Genomic DNA, 20317 nt, shown 5'->3' with positions numbered 1-20317 from the left:
GTGTTCGGATCTGGTTAACACCGGAGCGGTCGGAGCACCGTGGCTGAGCGCGAACTGGACGATTGGCACCTCGCCATTTCCACGATTTCCCCGTGTTCAGAACCATACGCAAGTAGCGTATAGTTTTGCTTCTGGATGCTTTCTTTGTTGAATTGCCAATATTCGAATCGGCGCGCAAAACCCACCTGGACGATGACGAACTCAAATGAGCAAAAAGCCAAGCCCATTGTTTGAAATCCTGCAGAACGGATTCGACGCGTTGGCTGCCGAGCGCGCAGGAAAAGTTACGCTACGCAAAACTCAGGCGGCGTTGCTCGACCCAGTCGAAGTCTCTGCCGACGAGATCAAGGCCGTGCGCGAATCGTCGCACGCTTCTCAGGCCGTGATGGCCCATCGCCTGCGCACTAACCCGCGCACATATCAAAATTGGGAACAAGGTAAGGCGAAGCCGAACGCGCAAGCGGCTCTGCTGATCAAGCTGGTGAAAAAATACCCGGACATGGTCGAGCGCCTCGAATCGCTCTGATTTCCATGTCTCTATAGGAATGGCACTAGCCGGTAGTCGCGTACCACCGCGAACAGCGGCGATGGCACGCGTGAAATGAAGCATGCGCAGACGGTGCTATACCGCCCGCGCGCCGCGCATCAGAACTTATGAATAATCCCCACACCAACCGCCACCATACTGCGCGACGAAGCCGGCGTACCGTTCTGCCCGTCGCCGACATCCGCCGTCGCGTTGATGATGCTGACGCCGTCCGTACCAAGCGTCTGGCCACCGGCGCGCTGATACGCCTCGACTGCATACAAACCGGTGCGCTTGGACAGCGAGTAAAACTGCGACAGGTTGAACTGCTGATACGACGCCGTACTCGAGATGCCGTTGGCCGAAGTCGCGCGCGTATAGCTGTAGCCCGCGGCCAGATCGAACACCGGTGACGGCTTGAAGTGCAGCACCGCGCCGCCGGTATTGAAGATCGCCTCCTGATGGAACTTCGAGTTGATGCCCGCGATGTACTGCACGTTCGAATACGAGAACGACACGTCCCACTGCGAACTGAACGCGTAACCGCCGGTCACCGCAATACGCTGCTGTGCCTGCGCGGTCTGGTAGCCGTTGTTGATGGCCGATACGCCCGGCTGCGCGCCGCCGTTCGACATCGTGGAGTTGGCGCCCCATGCGCCGCCGCCCGGCGTCGAGTTGTTGACGCGCTGGAAGCCCGCGGCAATGCCGAACGGCCCATTCAGATACTGCAGCGCGGCGCTATACGTCGAACCCGCGTTGGTGCTGCCGGCCACGCCACCCACCGAATACGACACGCTGCCCGTCAGCCCGTAGATGCTCGGCGACGTATAGACCAGCGAGTTGTTCGCGCGATACAGCGTATCCATCGAATCGAGATCGCCCGGGTGCGCGCCATACGCGCCGGTCAGCCACGTGGTCGGGCTATACGGCGACAGCAGCAGATAGTACGGCGTGTACTGACGGCCCGCAGTGAACGAACCGTACTTCGTATCGGTAATGCCGACATAAGCCTGCCGGTTGAACATCAGGCCCGACACGCCCATCGCGCCATTCGAGCTGTTAAAGCCCTCTTCCAGCTGGAAGATCGCCTTGGTGCCGCCGCCCAGATCTTCTGCGCCTTTAAAGCCGAAACGGCTGCCCGCCCACACGCCGTTGACCATCTTGACCGCCGAGCGGCCGCCGCTCGTCGCACCGAGCGTCGAGACCTGGCTGCTTTGATATCCGATCCCCGTATCGACGATGCCGTACAAGGTCACGCTGCTTTGTGCATGTGCGCCGAGCGCGACAAGGCCAAGCGCTGAGCTTGCCAGTGCTTTTTTCATTCTTCAATCTCCAAGGGTTTGTTATTCGTTTGCGCTTTTTGTTCTGGTGCTCCAACCGGCGTTTATCGTTGCTTGTTTGTCTCCGTTCAGTAGACCGGGTGGCCGTTGATCAGGCTCGGCAACCACGTCGAAAACAGCGGCACGTAGGTCACGATGTTGATCGCGCTGAAAATGGCGAGGTAATACGGCCATGCGACCTTGGTGGTTTCGCCGATCGACACGTTGCCGATCGCGCAGCCGATGAACTGCACCGAGCCGATCGGCGGGTGCACCAGACCCAGCGCGCAATTGAGCAGGATCATGATGCCGAACTGCACTGGCCCGACGCCGGCGTGCATCGCCATCGGCAGAAACAGCGGCGTGGTGATCAGGATGTGCGCCGCCATATCGACGAAGGTGCCGAGGAAAATCTGGATCAGGTTGATGTACAGCAGCATCAGCCACGGGTAGCGGGTGGCGCCGTCGAGCATGTGCTCGATCGCATCCGGAATCTCCAGATACGCCATCTGGTAGCGCAGCATGTTCGAGACGCCGATCAGCAGCAGCACCACGCCGGTGGTCTTGGCCGCTTTCGCCAGCGCATGGCCGAGCTTTCTCAGCGACATCGACCGGTACACAACCATCGTCAGCACCAGCGAATAGGCCACTGCGATAGCCGCGGCCTCGGTCGCGGTGGCAATGCCCTTGGCCACGCAGACCAGAATGATCGCGATCACCATCAGGCCCGGCAGCGCACCGAAGAACGTGCGTACCACGGCGAGCCAGCCCGGAAAGCGCTGCAGCCCGGTCGAACCGTCGGCGCGGCGCGGATAGCCGTAGCGCACGGCCTGCCAGTACGCGGCGATCAGCACGAGGCCCATCACCCACAGCACCGGCAGCAGGCCCGAGAACAGCAGATCGCCGATCGATACGCCGCTCAGTTGCTGGCCGTGCAAGGTGCCGGTGATGCCCTGCGCCGCGAATGCGTAGATGATCATGTTGGTCGAGGTCGGCATCAGCGCGCCGGCCAGCGACGAGTGGGTCGTCACGTTGACCGCGTAAGCCGCGCTATAGCCTTCGCGTTTCATCAACGGAATCACCACGCCGCCCATCGCCGAAGTATCCGCGGTGGGCGAGCCCGATACGCCGCCGAACAGCGTGCAGGCCACCACGTTGGCCATGCCGAGGCCGCCGCGAAAATGGCCGACGGTGGCCTGCGCGAAACGCAGGATGCGGTCGGCAATCCCGCCGTGCAGCATCAGCTCGCCGGAGAAAATAAAGAACGGCACCGCGAGAAACGAGAAGGCGTTCATGCCGGAGATCATCGACTGCATCGCGGTAGCCGCCGGCAGACCTTCGTACAGATAGGTCAGCACGCACGACAGCCCCAGCGCAAACGAAACCGGCACGCCAAGCACCAGAAAGACCAGAAAACTGACGGAGAGAAGAGCAAGTTCCATGACGGGTTCTATTTGTGTTTCTGGGCGAAAAGCGCCAGCAGGTTCTCGAGCGAGAACAGCGCAATGCACACGCTCGCCACCACCGGAATGCAGTAGCGCAACGCTTCGGGCAAGCCGAGAATCGGGATGCGGTCGTCTATCGTGGTTTCGGCCATCTGCAAACAGCCGAAGAAAATCGCCACCGCCAGCGCGATCAGGCACAGGTGCTGGAACACCATCGCGGCGCGCTGGCCTTGCGGCGGCAGTTTGGTGACGAACGAATCGAGCCCGATATGGCCGCCCTCGCGCACTTTCAGCGCGGCGCCGAACATCGCAATCAGGATCACCAGCAGCAGCGCAATCGGTTCGACGAAATCCGGCGCATCGTTGAACACATAGCGCATCACGACGCTGTAGATCACCAGCAGGCTCAATACGGCTAGCCCCAGCGAAGCGGCCACCACCAGCAAACGGAACAGCAGATCGTTCGGCCGTTTCAGGAATTGCATTGCCGGCTTCCTCGCATACATCTGGGGTTCATGGGTATTCGCCTGTCACTACACGCTTCACGCGCAGCAGCACATGCGGTGACGCGCGCGGCGACCTGGGGTCGCGCGCGCGGCGTGCCTCTACGGCGTTCTGATTGCTGAAACGTGGGCCTTACTTGACCGCTTCGATCTCATCGACGATCTGCTTCATCTGCGGGGTTTTTTCGTACTTCGTCCACACCGGCTGCATCGCCTTGACGAACGCCGCGCGATCGATCTGCGAAGCCGCGACGATGGTCGCGCCGCCCTTCGTGACGGTCTTTTGCGCCTCGGCTTCGCGCGCCGTCCACAGCTTCTGGTAGTACGGCACCGAATCGGCCGCGGCCTTGCGGATGATGTCCTGCTCCTGCGGGCTGAGCGTATCCCACACCTTCTTCGAGAACACCAGCACTTCCGGCGTCATCGAATGTTCGGTTTCCGAATAAACCTGCGCGACTTCGAAGTGTTTGGTCTCTTCGTACGAAGGCAGGTTGTTTTCAGCTGCGTCCACCAGCCCGGTCTTCAGGCCCGTGTAGACCTCGGCGAACGGCATCGGCGTCGGCGTGCCGCCCATCGCCCGGATTTCGTCGACCATCAGTTCGGATGGCTGCACGCGCACCTTGAGGCCCTTCATGTCGGCCGGCGAATGGATCGGCCGCTTCGTGTAGATCGAACGCGCGCCGCTTTCGTAGAAGGTCAACGCGATCATGCCTTTCGCCTTGAACGCGTCGAGAATCTTCTGCCCTTCGGGGCCGTACATCACCTTGCGGAAATGGTCGATGTCGCGAAACAGGAACGGCAGCGACGGAATCATCGATTCGGGCACGATCTCGTTGAAGGCCGCGCCGTTGGCGCGCGCCATGTCCAGCGCACCGATGCGCACCTGATCAATGGTGTCGTTTTCCGAGCCCAGCGCGCTGTTGCCGAATACCTTGACCGAATCCTTGCCGTTGGTCGCCTTGTTGATCTGCTCGCCCATGTACTTGACGGCCATGTTGGTCGGATAGGTGTCGCCATGCACATCCGACACGCGAAACACGCGCGCCTGCGCCGACATCGTGCCGAAGGCCAGCAGCGCGGCCGCGACGATCGTCGAAACACGGGAAGACAGATAAGGGTGATTCATCGTGACATTCCTTGAAAATGGGCCAGCGTGGCGATCGATTGCGGATGTCGGGTTTGCCGCGCGTGTGGCGCGACGTTAGCCTCTCGCCGGCGGTGACGGTGATCACCGCCGGACGGGCATGCCGAAATCCTGGAATTTGCGAAAGAGGAATTCTTTTAGTCTTATACGTTGTACGACAACGTATGAAGAATATTGAACGTAAGGTGAGCTGTACAGACAGTATTTACCCGCAGCGCGGCGACGTAATTTACTGGGATTGCTAAGCAATATGGATATTTAGCGCGATATTCGCGCGCTGGCATGCAGCAGATCGCCACATTGTGGGAATTTTAAATCTGCATCCCAACTATTATGTTGTACGATGAGTGACGAATAAAGCCGGGCTTAAACGCTGGACGTCCCGGGCGCTTTATAGCGCCGTCGCGTACTCAGGCTCAGGCAGCCCTGCCACACCAGGGCGCAGCGCGAACAGATGTCCATCGTGTTCGCTGGCGTTTGCCGCCGGGCGAATCGTCGTGACGAACAAGGTATCCAGATCGCGCCCGCCGAACGCGCACATCGACGGCTTGGTGGCCGGCACCGCAATCTGCCGGTCCAGCTTGCCGGCAGGCGTGAAGCGCAGCAGCAGGCCCGCGTCATTCGCACAGGTCCAGTAGCAGCCGTCGGCATCGACCGCGGCACCGTCGGGCCGGCCCGCATAGTGGTTCAGATCGGCGAACACGCGCCGGTTGTGCGGCGTGCCGGCTTCGACGTCGTAGTCGAAGGCCCAGATCTGCCGGCGCGAAGGATGCGAATCGGACAGATACATCGTCGTGCCATCCGGCGACCACGCAAGGCCGTTTTGCGTGATCAGCGAGTCGACCACCGGCGCGGACAGCACGCCGTGTTCGTCGAACCGGTATAGCGCGCCGGCCGGGTTGGCGGCCGCCATGTCCATCACCATCGTGCCGGACCAGAAGCGCCCCTGCCGGTCGCAACGGCCATCGTTAAAGCGCATGCCTTCGGATGGGAACAGCGGCGCAGCGAGCTGGCGTGTGGTGGCGGCAACCGGCTGCGCGCCCGAACCCGGCTCGCTCAGCGCGATCGCGAACAGGCCGCTTTCGCAGCCGGCCAGCACGGTGCCGTTGCGATCGAACGCGATGCATGCCACCTGCTCCGGCAGCAGCCACGCGGCGCGCTCGGCGGTGTCTAGCTGCAGCCGCGCGATCTGGCGTGCCGGAATGTCCACCCAGTACAGCGCCTGCTCGGCCACGCGCCATACCGGGCTTTCGCCGACTGATGCCGGCAATCGCCCCGCCGCTTCGACCCGCTCGACCCGCACGCCGGCCGCGCCGCTCACGCCTTCGGCTCCATCGGGCCGGCCAGCACGAACGGGCCGCCCTGGAAGCGCTGGGTCGGGTCGTCGAGTTCCGCGGTGGGCGCGCCGACTGGGAACAGGTGCTCGAATTCAGCGGAACTGTCCTGCGGACGAAAACCGAGGAACGCCGCCTTGGTGTTGTCCACCCATTTGGTGCGGTTATCCGATACGCCGTAGACGATCGCGTGCCCGACGCGGTTCGTGAACAGCGAACAGCGCACCAGTTCGATCAGGTCGCGAAAACTGAGATAGGTGACCAGCATGCGCGGATTCTTCGGCTGCTCGAACGACGAGCCGATACGCAGGCACACCGTCTCCAGTCCGAAGCGGTCGAAGTAGTAGCGCGACAGCGATTCGCCAAAACACTTGGTCACGCCGTACAGGCTGTCGGGGCGCAGCGGCGCGTCGATGTCGAGCACTTCCGTCACCGGATGAAACCCCACCGCGTGATTCGAGCTCGCGTAGACGATGCGCTTCACGCCGTGCTTCTGCGCGGCCGAATACAGGTTGTACAGGCCGCGAATATTCGCTTCGAGCAGATCTTCGAACGGCGCCTCGACCGAAATGCCGCCGAGATGAACCACCGCATCCACCCCTTCCAGCAACTGATGAACCGCTGCCTTGTCGGCCAGATCGACGCTCGCCGCTTCTTCGTGCGCCGCCGTTTCGCCGAGCGGCGCGACGTCGCTCAGACGCACGACGTCGGCCCATTGCGCCAGCGCGCCGCGCAACTGTTTGCCGAGGTTGCCTGCCGCGCCGGTCAGCAGCAGACGATGGAACGGTTTGCGTGCCGCGGCGCGGTCACGATTCGAATCGGTCATAAGCGTATTGATCTGGTTGTGAATGCATCGAAACCGGGTGGCTAGGCGCAGCGCTGTGACACTACAGCACGCGGCCCGTCAGGTTACCGGCGCCGGATTGAAAAGCACTAGCGCGTTGTGCAGTTTCAGCTTTTCCGCGCACGTGGGTTGGCGGCCGCTCGCCACCTCGAGCATCAGGTGAAACATCTGCCAGCCCACCTGTTCGATGCTCGCAGAACCCGTAGCAATGGTGCCGGCGTCGATGTCCATCAGGTCGTGCCAACGGCGCGCGAGGTCCGAACGCGTCGCGACCTTGATCACCGGCACTTCGGCGAGGCTATACGGCGTACCGCGGCCGGTGGTGAACACGTGCAGGTTGATGCCCGCCGCCACCTGCAACGTGCCGCAGATGAAATCGCTGGCCGGCGTGGCCGCGTAGATCAACCCTTTCTGGCGGACCTTTTCCCCCGGCGCAAGCACACCGGAGATCGCCGAGTTGCCCGATTTGATGATCGAGCCCATCGCCTTTTCGACGATGTTCGACAAGCCGCCCTTCTTGTTGCCCGGCGTGGTGTTCGCACTGCGGTCGGCGCCGCCGCGCTTCAGGTATGCGTCGTACCACTGCATCTCGCGGATGATCGCCGCGGCCACTTCAGGGTTGGCTGCGCGTGCGGTCAACTGGTCGACGCCGTCGCGCACTTCGGTGACTTCCGAGAACATCACGGTAGCGCCCGCGCGCACCAGCAAGTCGGTTGCGAAGCCCACCGCCGGATTGGCGGTCAGGCCGGAAAACGCATCGCTGCCGCCGCATTGCACGCCCACCACCAGGTCGGCCGCGGAACAGGTCTCGCGGCGCCGCTGGTCGAGCCGCCGCAAATGGCCTTCCGCCATTCTGATGATCGAGTCGAGCATCGACTGAAAGCCGACGTGCGCTTCGTCCTGCAGTACGACGACGTCGCCGTTGGCGGTGTCGGCATCGGCTGCCTGCGTTGAACCTTCCGCTGCCTTGCCCGACGCCGCAGCAATCGGAATCGTGCCCGGCGGCATCAGACGTTCGGGCTGCAGCTTCTCGCAGCCGAGGCTGACCATCATCACCTCGCCGCCGAAATTCGGATTCAGCGCGATGTTGCGCACGGTGCGGATCGGCACCATCGCATCGGGCGCGTCGATCGCCACGCCGCAGCCGTAGGTGTGACCGAGGGTGACGACGTCGTCGACGTGCGGGTATTTCGGCAGCAGTTCGGCTTTGATGCGCGTGACCGCATGCTGCACGACGTCCGCCACGCATTGCACGGTCGTCGTGATCGCCAGGATGTTGCGCGTGCCGACCGAGCCGTCGGTATTGCGATAGCCTTCGAACGTGAAGCCATCGAGCGGCGCCATGGCGGGCGCCTTGATCGTGGCGATCGGCAGATCTTCGAGGCCGGGCGGCTCCGGCATGCGGATCACGTGTTCATTGATCCAGCTGCCCTTCGGCAAGGCCTGCAGCGCGTAACCGATCACCACGTTGTAGCGGATCACTTCGTCGCCGGCGGCCAGGTCGCTCAGCGCGACCTTGTGGCCCTGCGGCACGCGCTCGCGCAGCACGAGACCATCGGGAAACACGGCACCCTCGCCCAGGCCGCCGTCGTTGACGACGATCGCGACGTTGTCGTTCGGGTGCACGCGAATGTAGTGCGGGGGTTGTTGCATTGCTTGAATCCTCGTGACGCGTCATGACGACTCGTGAAAACGATGGCCCGATCCGTCAAGATTTCGGGCCGTCATTTATACGTCATCCTACAACATGGGATACGGGCAAATTCGCAGTATTTACCCTGAAAACCCGTATTATGCCGCGAAATCCGGTTGAGCCATGACATTTGTTGTCGTACGATGACATATAAGAAAACCTCTCCGATCACCACACCATGACCACTCCGCAGGAACTTAAGCAGATCGTCTCCGCCGGCCTGCTGTCCTTCCCCATCACCGATTTCGACGAAGCCGGCGAGTTCCGCGCCGACACTTATGCGGCGCGCCTCGAATGGCTTGCGCCGTACGGCGCTTCGGCGCTGTTCGTGGCGGGCGGCACCGGCGAATTTTTCTCGCTGACGCACGACGATTATGCGCAGGTCGTACGCACGGCCGCCGCGACCTGCAAGGGCAAGGTGCCGATCATCGCCGGCGCCGGCGGCCCGACCCGTGTTGCGATTGCCTACGCGCAGGAAGCGCAGCGCCAGGGCGCGAACGGCATCCTGCTGATGCCGCACTATCTGACCGAAGCCAGCCAGCAAGGCATCGCCGCGCATGCCGAAGCGGTCTGCAAGTCGGTGCCGGAGATGGGCGTGATCATCTACAACCGGGCGAACTCGCGGCTCACCGCCGACACGCTCGAACCACTGGCCGAGCGCTGCCCGAACCTGATCGGTTTCAAGGACGGCGTGGGCGAGATCGAAAACATGGTGACCATTCGCCGCCGCATGGGCGAGCGCTTTTCGTATCTCGGCGGCTTGCCGACCGCGGAAGTCTATGCCGAGGCCTACAGGGCGATGGGCGTGCCGGTGTATTCGTCGGCGGTGTTCAATTTCATTCCGAAGACTGCGATGCAGTTCTATCGCGCGGTCGCCGCGAACGACCGCGTGACCACCGGCAAGCTGCTCGACGAATTCTTCCTGCCGTATCTCGCGATCCGCAATCGCCGCGCGGGCTACGCGGTCAGCATCATCAAGGCGGGCGCGAAGCTGGTGGGACGCAGCGCCGGACCGGTGCGCACGCCGCTCACCGACCTGACCGAAGAAGAGATGGGCGCGCTCGACGCGCTGATCAAAACGCTCGGGGCGCAGTGACGGGGGTGGCTGGCGGCACGCGGTAGCGGCGAACCGTCGTGCTGTGCGGCCGCGCGTCGCGCAAGCGTCGTCGCAGCGCCGCGTGCCCGGTTCAGGCATCGGCGTATGGCAACCAGACCACGTCGACCTGCCCGCCGATCGCGTTTGCGCCTGCGCCATCGCGCACCTCCACCATCACGCTGACACGGCCTTTGCGCCGGCCCTGCAATGCGCAAGGCGCGTCGCCGTCGAAGCGTGCCTCCGCGAAGATTGCGCCAGCCAGCGGTCGTTTGAAGTCGAAGCGCACGCGCCGTACAACCACTTGCACGGCACGCCGATCGACATGCTGCGCGACCAGAAAACCCGCGGCATATTCGCATGCGAGACTCGCAACCATCACGTGCAGGCTGCCCGTGCGGCTGCGCAAACGCCGGCGCTCGCGCACCTGCAAGCGGACTGCATCCGGTGCAATTGCATCGACCTCGATGCCGCAGGTCCTGAAAAAAGGGCTGTGCCGGCCAAAGATCGCACCGGCAATCGCATAGCGCCACGATAACGGCAGCCAGCTGCCGCGCCGTTGCACGAAGTCGATCAGGTCCATCACCGACATCGCAACCGCTTTCGCCTCAGCATGGCGTCAGCGCACCGTATGCGTCGATCTTCGCAACACATCGCTGCCGGACATGCTCGAGCAACGCGGGAACGCCGGCGAAAAACGGATCCCCGCCATCGCGGCCGGCAAGATGCCGCGCGTGCAGAAACTGCGCGACTGTCGCGTAGTAAAACAGGCCGAGCACTTCGTAGTATCCCCATTGCGCGATCGGATACGGCCCGTGCTGCGCGTAGAACGCGAGGATTTCCGCGCGGCTCAGCATGCCGGGCGCCAGCACCGGTTGATACAGATAGCGCCTGAAAATAGCGGCGTCGTCCGCTTGCGGCCACAGTGCGAGCAACAACGCGAGGTCGATCAGCGGGTCGCCGGGTGCGGCGGATTCCCAGTCGAGCACGCCGAGCACGCGCAGTTCATCGTCGTCGCTGAACACGATGTTGTCGAATTTCCAGTCGTTGTGCGTGAGGCAGCGCGGCGTGGGTGCGGGCGCATGGGCAATCAGCCACGCGTACACGTCGTCGAGCGCCGGCGTATCGCCGGTAGCGAAGCGCAGATAGCGGCGGTACCAGTAGCGCACCAGCGCGGCGGCACAGGCCACGCGGTGCTCGCCGAACACCGGCAGCAACGGCTCGAGCGGCAGCCGGTGAAGTTCGATCACGCGCTCGAGCATGCGTATGCATAGCAAACGGTTCTGCGCGGCCGTGAAGCGCCCGGGCGCCGCACTGCTGCGATCGATGTTGATACCGCTGACATGTTGCATCGCGTAGAAAGGCACGCCTGCGACGTCGAGGTTGTCGCATAGCGCGAACATTGCCGGCACCGGAAAAGAGCCGGCCAGAAAGTGCTGTAGCTGATATTCGCGGCGCATCTGCCGCAGCGCGCCGGCATGCAATGGAAAACGCAGCACCATGTCGCGGTTGATAAAGCGCAGCCGGTAGGTTCTGCAGGACAAGCCATTGTGATATTGCGTCAGGCGAGGCTCGCCGTGCATCGGCTGCCCCTGGCGCCTCAACCACTGGGTAATCGCCGCTACGTCGATCTGCTCGCCGCTTTTAACCGCGCCTTCCATCATATGCCCCGCCTATTGCGCGCATGATGGTTTTTAAAAGGATGCTCATGCGCATGTTTAAATCGATCATACGCGCGCCAGGCTGATTTTACGGTTTTGCATTTCTAAACTTTTTTGAACTTCCCGCCCTGCATACCGGGGCATTGAACCAATGTCCGATCCGGCCATAACCGCTTGATAACAAGGCCTTACGATTCACCATCGAAAATTATCGATATGAAACATTGAGCATTCCCGCTTATCCATTCTCAATGAATTTTTATTTGCGATTAGATACAGCGGATAAAGACATTTTAAAATCCGTATCCGCGTTCGAACGCGAGCGGCAGATCGGTCAGCTCGACGCTCCGCTTTTGCCCGCTTTGCCGCGCGTGCCGGCGGCAGCTTTCTTCTTCAGCTTGCGTTGATTGAGCTCGATCGCCGCGCGCACCAGGTTCTTCAGTGCGCGCACGTTGATCGCATCGCCCTCGAAATAATCGATCGCGCGCCGCTCGTTGCCTTCAAGACCCGCATTGAACAGCTTGTCCGGGTCCGGCAGCTCAGCGCCGTGCGCGAATGTAAGCTTCACCTTGCCTTTGTGTGCGTTGCCAACCGCGATCATGCCGTCGCGGTACCACACCGGGCTACCCATGTACTTCCATTGCTCGACGATCTGCGCATCGGCCTCGAGGATGCACTTGCGCACGGCGGCGAAGATCTCGCCGCGCCAGTCCGTCAGGTCCGCGATCAGTTGGTCGATCTGTTCGCAGGCGGTCATCGCTTGATCTCCTCGCGTTCACGCAGCGCCTGTGACGCGTCGGCCTCGCCGATACGCAGTACGTCGCCTTGCATGTTGGTCATGGTTGTCAAAGCAGTCTCCCCCGAACGGTTCGATTGCGCCGGATACGAAGTCTCGATTCTTGCACAACCACGCCCGCAATCCTTTCGATCTGTAATAAATTTCAATGTCCATTCACTTTCCAAATGATAGTTATTCGCATTAATATGGCCGCCATTTACGGATGGCATAACGTAGGCCATGTGCTGTGTGACGGTCGCTCTGCGAGGAGGTCACGATGAACCTGGGGAAACGGAATGATCGAAGGCCGACTGAGCGGGCATCTCCCGGCTCGGACGAAAACGCGCTGGATGAGCGTCGTATTGGCGACCAGCCTGGCCGGCAGCGTCGCGCAGGCAGCGGATCTGTCCGCCACGGAAGCCGGCTCCGGCAAGCAGAACACTGATCCGACGACGAGCGCCGCGGATGCGCCGCAGCTCGCGCCGGTCAAGGTCGTCAGCCAGAAAACGCAGGGCTTCGCGCCTACCTCGGTCGAAACCGGCCCATACAAAGGTCTCGATGCGCTCGATGTACCCGCTACCATCAACGTCGTCACGCGCAGCGTAATGGACGCGCAAGGCGATACCGGCCTGTACGACGCGCTGCGCAACGTCCCCGGCGTGGTGCGTCAGCAACTGAACGGGCTTGCTTACGACAACCTGTCGGTGCGCGGTATCCCGCTCGACAACCGCTCGAGCTTTTTGATCGACGGCGTACTGCCGATCGACAACAACATCTGGATGCCGATGGAGGACAAGGAGCGCGTCGAAGTGCTCAAGGGTGCTTCCGCGCTGTACTACGGCTTCACGGTGCCGGCCGGCATCGTCAACATGGTGATGAAGCGCGCCGGCAGCGAGCCGGTGACGAGCATCACCGCACTCGGCGATTCGCATGGCTCGATCGGCGCGGCGGTGGATATCGCGCGGCGCTTCGGCAACGACAATCAGTTCGGCATCCGCGTCAACGCAATGGACGAACACGTCGAAACGCCGATCGACGGCGATCGCGGCTATCGCAAGTTCATCAGCGCGGCGCTCGACTGGAAAGTGACGAGCCGGCTGAAGCTGCAGTACGACCTCGAACACATCGAGACGCGCGTCGTCGAGCAGGCCGGCATCGCGCCGCTCGCGGCCGGCAAGAACGGCACGATTTCGCTGCCGGGCATGCCCGATCCGTCGAAGCTGCTGTCCAGCAACGCGCATCCGACCAACGCTACCGCGACCTCGCAACTGGTGCGCGCCGACTACGCGATCTCGGACAACTGGAGCGCGAACTTCACGCTCGGCCAGTCGATCACGCGGCGCGACCGCTGGGCATGGGTGTTCCAGAAGTACAACGTGGCGACCGGCGCCGGCACGCTGCAGGCAAGCGAGCAGAACGGCCAGATGTACGAGAACAAGAACGTGCGCCTCGAAGTAAACGGCGCGTTCAGGACCGGGCCGTTCGCGCATACGCTGACGCTCGGGCTCACGCAGGACTGGTTGTTCCAGCCGGACTTCACGACCTTCTTCTTCAACGCGCCACAGAATCTGTACAACCCGGTGCCGGTGACGGCCTTCACGTCGGGTGGCGCGCCCAAGCAGTTCTTCGCGCAGCACATCCGCAATGGTGGCGCGTATGCGTTCGACCAGATCGATCTGACGTCGAGGTTGCAGCTGCTCGCGGGCGTGCGCCGCTCGGAGTTCGTGGCGTCGCAGCAAGGCACGCCGAATCAGGACATCAGCCGCACCTCGCCGGCCGGCAGCCTGACCTACCGGATCACGCCGAACACGAGCGTCTATGCAAGCTATGTCGAAGCGCTCGAATCAGCTGGCAGCGCGCCGGCCACCGCGGCTAATGCCAACCAGATCCTGCCGGCGGCCGTCAGCCATCAGGAAGAAGTCGGCGTGCGGACGCGCTTCGCCGATCGCGTGCTGGTGTCGCTGGCACTGTTCAATCTGCGGCAGCCGGCCGCCGAGACCAATGCGGACAACGTATTTGCGCTCGACGGCAACGCGCGTTATCGCGGCGTCGAATTCTCGGTGCAGGGCGATATTACGAAGGACGTGTCGCTGATCGCTTCGGCCGTGTATCTGAACGCGAAGCAGGTCGATTCGTCGGATCCGACGCTGATCGGCAAGACGCCGGAAAACACGCCGCACGTCACGGCCAGCCTGTTTGCCGAATATCGCGTGCCGCTGGTTGCGGGCCTCGCGGTCAATGCGGGCGTGTACTACGTCGGACCGCGCCCGGTGAATAGCGCCGATCAGGCCACCATCGGCGGCTACACGCTGCTCACCGCGGGTGCGCGCTATGCCACGCGCGTGTACGGCAAACGTGTGTCGTTCCAGGCCAATCTCGAGAATGCTGCCAACCGGCGCTACTGGAGCGCCGCCGGATCGAATCAGCTCGGCGTCGGTCTCGGGCGCACGCTCGAACTGTCGTCGACTCTCGAGTTCTGATTAACAGGGAAGATCCATGAATACTTCAACCACGCGCGTCACCACCGCAGAAGAAAGCGCTACGGCACGCGCCAGCGCCAGTTCGACGCGCTCGCGGCGCAGCCAGTTCCTGAAGTGGCTGCGCAAGATCCACGGCTGGGTCGGCCTGTGGGGCGCCGTACTCGGTCTGATGTTCGGCGTGACGGGCTTTCTGCAGAATCATCGGGCCACGATGAAGATCAAGGCCGGTGCACCGGAAGTGTCGACCGTGCAATTGCCGGTGGCCGCCGATGCCTTTCATTCGCCGCGCGATCTGTCGAAGTGGGTGCACGACCAACTGAAACTCGACCGGCCCGCGACCCGCGTTCAACGCGAGCCGGCCAAGCCGGTCACGTGGGGCGACGAATCGATGACGCAGCCCGAGCACTGGACCGCGCGCTTCATCACGCCACGCTATCTGGTCGACGCCGACTACTGGAAAGGCGGCACCTTCGTGCGCGTCGAGCGGCGCGAACAGGGCGTGATCGGCGTGCTCGAAGCGATGCATCGCTCGCAAGGCGCGAATGTCGGCTGGATTCTGCTGGCCGATTCGATCGCGGGCAGCCTCGTGCTGCTGTCGCTGACCGGCGTGCTGCTGTGGACCGAGCTGAACCGCAGGCGCACGGTCGGCGCGATTATTTTTATGGCGTCGGTGGCTGCGATTCTCGTGCTGGCGGTCGATTCGATTAGTTGAGCGTGCAACGCTTCGCTTAACGTACGCCTAGTACGCCTAGTACGCCTTGCACGCCTTGCACGCCTGAAGCGCTAAACGCGAAAACGCGCCGGCGCCCAATCCGCTTTGCGCGCCAGCGCGACGAAGGCACTCAGATAATCGATGCCGTCGTCCGCTTCGCGCGTGCCGAGAAAGATCTGCTTGGCGATTCCCTTCTTGCCGAGGCGCAACGGCGTGAGCTGCATCCAGCTGCCGTACTCCTCGGCCAGCCAGCGCGGCAGCGCGGCCACGCCGCGGCCGCTTGCAACCATCTGCAACATGATGTCGGTGGTTTCTATCACTTTGTGACGTTTCGGCACCACGTTGGCCGGCGTCAGAAACTGCGTGTAGATGTCGAGCCGGTCGGTCTCGACCGGATACGTGATCAGAATTTCATCGGCCAGCTGGGCCGGCGTTACATAAGGCTCGTTGGCGAGCGCATGCGCGTCGGCCACCACCAGCACCTGTTCGTAGTCGAACACCGGTGCAAAGTGCAGCCCCGGCTTGTTTAACGGATCGGGCGTCACCAGCACGTCGATGTCGTAGCCGAACAGCGCGCCGATGCCGCCGAACTGAAAGCGCTGCTTGACGTCGACATCGACGTCGGGCCAACGCGCCAGATAAGGCGACACGACCTTCAGCAGCCACTGGTAGCACGGATGGCATTCCATGCCGATGCGCAGCGTGCCGCGCTCGCCTTGCGCATACTGCCTGATGCGCTCTTCGGCGTGCTCGAACTGCGGCAGCAGCCGGTTGCCCAGTCCCAGCAGATACTGCCCTGCCTGCGTGAGACGCATCGAGCGGCCTTCGCGTATCCACAGCGGCGTGCCGAGCTGCTGCTCCAGTTTCTTCACCGTATGGCTCAACGCCGATTGCGTGATGTTCAGCACGTCGGCAGCGGCCGTCAGCGACCCTTGCCGCTCGATCTCCCTGACCACCATCAGATGACTGCGTTCGAGCACGTCTGCCTCCATGAACATAAATAATCGATGTATGAAATAAATCAATTTTTATTCATACATCGAAAATTCTATCATCGCTGCCAGACACTTTCCTCTACGCAGACAAACCATGGTCACCACACACAATCTGGGCTTTCCGCGCATCGGCGCACAACGCGAACTGAAGTTCGCGCTCGAGCGCTACTGGAAGAGTCAATCGTCGCGCGACGAGCTGAAAGCGCTCGGTGCGCAATTGCGCGCACGTCACTGGCAGGATCAGGCGCGCCTGTCGTTCGCGCCGGTCGGCGACTTCGCGTTCTATGACCAGGTGCTCGATATGAGCTTCACGCTCGGCAACTTGCCCGAGCGTGTGCGTGGCTTTCACGGCGATGCGCTCGACAACGCTTTTCGCGTCGCACGCGGCCGTTCCGCACAAGGCGCCGACGAACATGCCGCATGCTGCGGCGGCGTGGCGGCGGGCGAGATGACCAAGTGGTTCGATACCAACTACCACTACATCGTCCCCGAGTTCGATGCGAACACGCAGTTCGCGCTGGATCCTTCGCGTCTGGTCGAGCAACTCGGCGAAGCGCGTGCGCTGGGCATCAACGCGAAGCCGGTGATCATCGGACCAGTGACCTATCTGTGGCTCGGCAAGGCAAAAGACGATTCCGACAAGCTCGCGCTGCTGCCGCGTCTGCTGCCGGTCTATGCGGCACTGCTCGACTACTTCACCGCGCTCGGCATCGAATGGGTGCAGATCGACGAACCGGTGCTCGTCACCGAACTGACGCCGCAATGGCGCGACGCATTGACCACCGCATACGCGGCGCTCGAAGCACGCCGGGTCAAACTGCTGCTCACCACCTACTTCGGCCCGTTGCGCGAAAACCTCGACCTGGCGTGCAAACTGCCGGTGGACGGGCTGCATATCGATGCGATCAATGCACGCGACGAAGTCGCGCAAGTGGCGGCGCAACTGCCTGCTTCGTCGGTGCTATCGGTTGGCGCGATCAACGGCCGCAACATCTGGAAGACCGATCTGAATGCGGTATTGCAATGGCTCGAACCGCTGCATCGGTCGCTCGGCGAACGCCTGTGGCTGGCACCGTCGTGCTCGCTGCTGCACGCACCGGTCGATCTGAACAGCGAACAGAAGCTCGATGCCGAGATCCGCGCGTGGCTCGCTTTCGCGCTGCAAAAGCTCGACGAACTGACGGTGCTGGCCCGCGCGTTAAGCGACGGCCGTGCGTCAGTGGCCGCCGAGCTCGATGCGAATGCCGCCGCCGTCGAAAGCCGCCGTGTTTCGCCGCGCGTGCACAATCCGGCCGTCAAGGCTGCGCTTGCGCGTGTCGATACCGCCCTTGGCAAGCGCACGAGCGCATATGCACAGCGCGCGCAAAAGCAGGCTGCACGGCTCAAACTGCCGGCCTTTCCGACCACCACGATCGGCTCGTTCCCGCAGACCGGAGAGATCCGCCAGGCACGCAGCCAGTTCAAAAGCGGCGCACTCGATGCAGCGGACTATCGCGCAACCATGGAACGCGAAATCACGCGCGCGGTACGTGAACAGGAAGCGCTCGGGCTCGACGTGCTGGTGCATGGCGAAGCCGAACGCAACGACATGGTCGAATACTTCGGCGAACAACTCGACGGCTATGCGTTCAGCCAGTTCGGCTGGGTGCAATCGTATGGCTCGCGCTGCGTAAAGCCACCGATCCTGTTCGGCGACATCAGCCGGCCGCGTGCGATGACGGTCGAATGGATCCGCTACGCGCAGTCGCAAACCGCGAAGCCGATGAAGGGCATGCTGACCGGTCCGGTGACGATCCTGAACTGGTCGTTCGTGCGCGACGACCAGCCGCGTTCGGTGTCGTGTTACCAGCTGGCGCTGGCGATTCGCGAAGAGGTGCTCGACCTCGAACAGGCCGGCGTGCGCGTGATCCAGATCGACGAAGCCGCGTTGCGCGAAGGACTGCCGCTGCGCCGCGCGCAATGGCACGAGTATCTGCAATGGGCGGTGGAGTCGTTCCGCATCGCCGCGAACGGTGTGCGGGACGAAACGCAGATTCACACGCATATGTGCTATTCGGAATTCAACGACATCATCGCGTCGATCGCCGGTATGGATGCGGACGTGATCACGATCGAGACGTCGCGCTCGGATATGGAACTGCTCGATGCGTTCGACCACTTCGACTACCCGAACCAGATCGGGCCTGGCGTGTACGACATTCATTCGCCGAACATCCCGAGCCAGCAGCACATCATAGATCTGATGAAGAAAGCTGCCGAGCGCATTCCGGCGGAGCGTTTGTGGGTGAACCCCGACTGCGGGTTGAAAACGCGCACGTGGGATGAAGTGATTCCGGCGCTGCAAAACATGGTTGCGGCTGCGCATGCGCTAAGGCAAGGCGTTTAAGCACGGCCCGCACGCTCCGGCACACGATGGGAACCGTGCCGGAGCGCCGTATCGCAACCGATGCTGCAGTGCGCTGCTGCGCCGGATGCAGCGCCATCCCGCCGCTGCCTGCCCGCACACGCCGCCATCGTTTTGCGTAAAATCGGCGAACCGATCGTTCCCGAATCCGCCATGCCGCGCCTGTCCACCGCTCCCGCTCCCGTGCCGCTCACCCTCGATGCAGCCCGCCGCATCTGGCTGCATGCGCAACGGCTCGACACCGACGAGCCGTTCGGCGGCGACGCGCAGGCCACGCGCGCGGCCATCGAGCATCTCGGCTATGTGCAGATCGATACGATCAACGTGATCGAGCGCTGCCATCATCACATCCTGTGGACGCGTATTCCGCAGTACCAGCGCGCGCATCTGCGCCAGGCGCAAACCATCGACAAGTCCGTCTTCGAGTATTGGACGCACGCGCTGTCGTATGTGCCGACCCGCGACCTGAAGTACTTCATCGCGGACATGAAGATGCATCAGAAGTCGCCGAAAAGCTGGTTCGACTCGGTCACGCCAGCCGACCTGCGCAAGGTGATCGCGCGCATCCGCGAGCACGGTGCGCTGTCGATCCGCGATATCGACGACGACGTCCCGGTCGAAAAAGATCATCCGTGGGCGAGCCGCAAGCCGTCAAAGCGCGCGCTGCAGTTCGCGTTCTTTATCGGCAAGCTGACGGTGAGCGAGCGCGCCGGCATGTTGAAGACCTACGAGCTGATGGAGCGCCATTTCAGCTGGGAACGGTCGCCGCGCGGCGCCTCCGAGAAAGAATCCACCGCTTACCTGCTCGAGCGCGGCCTGCGCTCGCAGGGCCTCGTGAGCCTCGATTCGATCTGCCATCTGAATGCAAAGCGCAAACCGCTGGTGCGCGCCGCCATCGACGCGCGCGTGCGCGAAGGCTTGCTGGTGCCGGTGGCCGTCGAAGGCGCAGGCAAGTCCGAACATTGGGCCGAGCCGCAGACGCTCGCCGCTGCGCCTGAAGCGGCGCATGGCGTGCATATCCTGTCGCCGTTCGATCCACTCGTGATCCAGCGCAAGCGGCTGCAGTTGTTCTTCAATTATGAGCACCGCTTCGAAGCGTATCTGCCGAAGGAAAAACGCCTGTACGGGTACTTCGGTTTGCCGGTGCTGGTCGACGAACAGATTGTCGCGGTCGTCGATCTGAAGGCCGACCGCGAACGCCGCGAATTGCAAGTGCAGCAGTGGCATTGGCTCGTACGCGGCAAGCGTGCGGCGTTGAAAGCCGCGATCGAAAGCAAGCTGCACGCGTTCGAGCAGTTTCAGTTTGCGCCTTGAGCGGTGTGGGCATCGGGCTATACGATTGCGTATGATGCGGGCAAGGCGCTGCATGAAGCGGCGCCGCCTGTT

Annotated in this window: 18 protein-coding genes; 6 read left to right on the top strand and 12 right to left on the bottom strand. The window is 62.6% G+C overall.

The window, feature by feature from the left end; translation table 11 throughout:
* The first annotated feature begins 205 nt into the window (after positions 1 to 205).
* The gene (locus tag ACYVNQ_RS21400; RefSeq protein ID WP_460904583.1) at positions 206 to 526 is read left to right on the top strand and encodes a helix-turn-helix domain-containing protein; all 321 of its coding nucleotides are present in this window, start codon (positions 206 to 208) and stop codon (positions 524 to 526) included.
* Positions 527 to 645: 119 nt separating this feature from the next.
* On the opposite strand, the gene ACYVNQ_RS21395 is transcribed toward ACYVNQ_RS21400, so the two are convergent.
* The 7 genes from ACYVNQ_RS21395 to garD all read right to left on the bottom strand — a co-directional run bounded on the left by ACYVNQ_RS21395 (position 646) and on the right by garD (position 8768).
* Positions 646 to 1848, bottom strand: coding sequence for a porin (locus tag ACYVNQ_RS21395; protein WP_460904582.1), 1203 nt, complete (start codon positions 1846 to 1848; stop codon positions 646 to 648).
* Positions 1849 to 1934: 86 nt separating this feature from the next.
* Entirely contained in the window at positions 1935 to 3287 is a 1353-nt protein-coding gene (locus ACYVNQ_RS21390; RefSeq protein ID WP_460904581.1) for a TRAP transporter large permease, read from the bottom strand.
* Between the two features lie 8 nt (positions 3288 to 3295).
* Positions 3296 to 3775, bottom strand: coding sequence for a TRAP transporter small permease (locus tag ACYVNQ_RS21385; protein ID WP_460904580.1), 480 nt, complete (start codon positions 3773 to 3775; stop codon positions 3296 to 3298).
* A 151-nt stretch (positions 3776 to 3926) separates the two neighbouring features.
* Entirely contained in the window at positions 3927 to 4919 is a 993-nt protein-coding gene (locus tag ACYVNQ_RS21380) for a TRAP transporter substrate-binding protein (RefSeq protein WP_460904579.1), read from the bottom strand.
* 409 nt (positions 4920 to 5328) lie between these two features.
* Entirely contained in the window at positions 5329 to 6258 is a 930-nt protein-coding gene (locus ACYVNQ_RS21375; protein WP_460904578.1) for an SMP-30/gluconolactonase/LRE family protein, read from the bottom strand.
* The gene (locus ACYVNQ_RS21370; RefSeq protein ID WP_460904577.1) at positions 6255 to 7097 is read right to left on the bottom strand and encodes an NAD-dependent epimerase/dehydratase family protein; all 843 of its coding nucleotides are present in this window, start codon (positions 7095 to 7097) and stop codon (positions 6255 to 6257) included. The genes ACYVNQ_RS21375 and ACYVNQ_RS21370 overlap by 4 nt, the downstream gene beginning before the upstream one ends.
* A gap of 78 nt (positions 7098 to 7175) precedes the next feature.
* Complete coding sequence (gene garD / locus ACYVNQ_RS21365) at positions 7176 to 8768, bottom strand: galactarate dehydratase (protein WP_460904576.1); 1593 nt, start codon at positions 8766 to 8768, stop codon at positions 7176 to 7178.
* Between the two features lie 218 nt (positions 8769 to 8986).
* Between garD and kdgD the strand changes: the two genes are divergently transcribed.
* The gene (kdgD, locus tag ACYVNQ_RS21360; RefSeq protein WP_460904575.1) at positions 8987 to 9904 is read left to right on the top strand and encodes a 5-dehydro-4-deoxyglucarate dehydratase; all 918 of its coding nucleotides are present in this window, start codon (positions 8987 to 8989) and stop codon (positions 9902 to 9904) included.
* A 91-nt stretch (positions 9905 to 9995) separates the two neighbouring features.
* On the opposite strand, the gene ACYVNQ_RS21355 is transcribed toward kdgD, so the two are convergent.
* The 4 genes from ACYVNQ_RS21355 to ACYVNQ_RS21340 form a co-directional block, all read right to left on the bottom strand.
* A complete protein-coding gene (locus ACYVNQ_RS21355) occupies positions 9996 to 10493 on the bottom strand; it encodes a DUF4442 domain-containing protein (RefSeq protein WP_460904574.1) in 498 nt (165 codons plus the stop codon).
* 16 nt (positions 10494 to 10509) lie between these two features.
* Positions 10510 to 11565 (bottom strand): phosphotransferase family protein, encoded by a 1056-nt coding sequence (locus ACYVNQ_RS21350; protein WP_460904573.1) that lies wholly within the window; start codon positions 11563 to 11565, stop codon positions 10510 to 10512.
* Positions 11566 to 11896: 331 nt separating this feature from the next.
* Positions 11897 to 12319, bottom strand: a complete 423-nt coding sequence (locus ACYVNQ_RS21345; protein ID WP_460904572.1) for a DUF1801 domain-containing protein — start codon at positions 12317 to 12319, stop codon at positions 11897 to 11899.
* Positions 12316 to 12570, bottom strand: a complete 255-nt coding sequence (locus ACYVNQ_RS21340) for a hypothetical protein (protein ID WP_460904571.1) — start codon at positions 12568 to 12570, stop codon at positions 12316 to 12318. Before ACYVNQ_RS21340 ends, ACYVNQ_RS21345 begins: the two co-directional genes overlap by 4 nt.
* Positions 12571 to 12690: 120 nt before the next feature.
* Between ACYVNQ_RS21340 and ACYVNQ_RS21335 the strand changes: the two genes are divergently transcribed.
* Complete coding sequence (locus ACYVNQ_RS21335) at positions 12691 to 14820, top strand: TonB-dependent siderophore receptor (protein ID WP_460904570.1); 2130 nt, start codon at positions 12691 to 12693, stop codon at positions 14818 to 14820.
* A gap of 16 nt (positions 14821 to 14836) precedes the next feature.
* Positions 14837 to 15532, top strand: a complete 696-nt coding sequence (locus ACYVNQ_RS21330) for a PepSY-associated TM helix domain-containing protein (RefSeq protein WP_460904569.1) — start codon at positions 14837 to 14839, stop codon at positions 15530 to 15532.
* 71 nt (positions 15533 to 15603) lie between these two features.
* On the opposite strand, the gene ACYVNQ_RS21325 is transcribed toward ACYVNQ_RS21330, so the two are convergent.
* Positions 15604 to 16530, bottom strand: coding sequence for a LysR family transcriptional regulator (locus ACYVNQ_RS21325; protein WP_460904568.1), 927 nt, complete (start codon positions 16528 to 16530; stop codon positions 15604 to 15606).
* A 91-nt stretch (positions 16531 to 16621) separates the two neighbouring features.
* Between ACYVNQ_RS21325 and metE the strand changes: the two genes are divergently transcribed.
* Positions 16622 to 18913 carry a 5-methyltetrahydropteroyltriglutamate--homocysteine S-methyltransferase gene (gene metE / locus ACYVNQ_RS21320; RefSeq protein ID WP_460904566.1) on the top strand — a complete coding sequence of 764 codons (2292 nt, stop codon included), beginning with the start codon at positions 16622 to 16624 and terminating at the stop codon, positions 18911 to 18913.
* A gap of 171 nt (positions 18914 to 19084) precedes the next feature.
* Complete coding sequence (locus tag ACYVNQ_RS21315) at positions 19085 to 20245, top strand: winged helix-turn-helix domain-containing protein (protein ID WP_460904565.1); 1161 nt, start codon at positions 19085 to 19087, stop codon at positions 20243 to 20245.
* Positions 20246 to 20317: the final 72 nt, after the last annotated feature.

The sequence above is a fragment of the Paraburkholderia jirisanensis genome, from assembly GCF_054782355.1.
The sequence above is the reverse complement of the archived record's forward strand: the minus strand, read 5'-3'. Positions and strand labels throughout refer to the sequence as shown.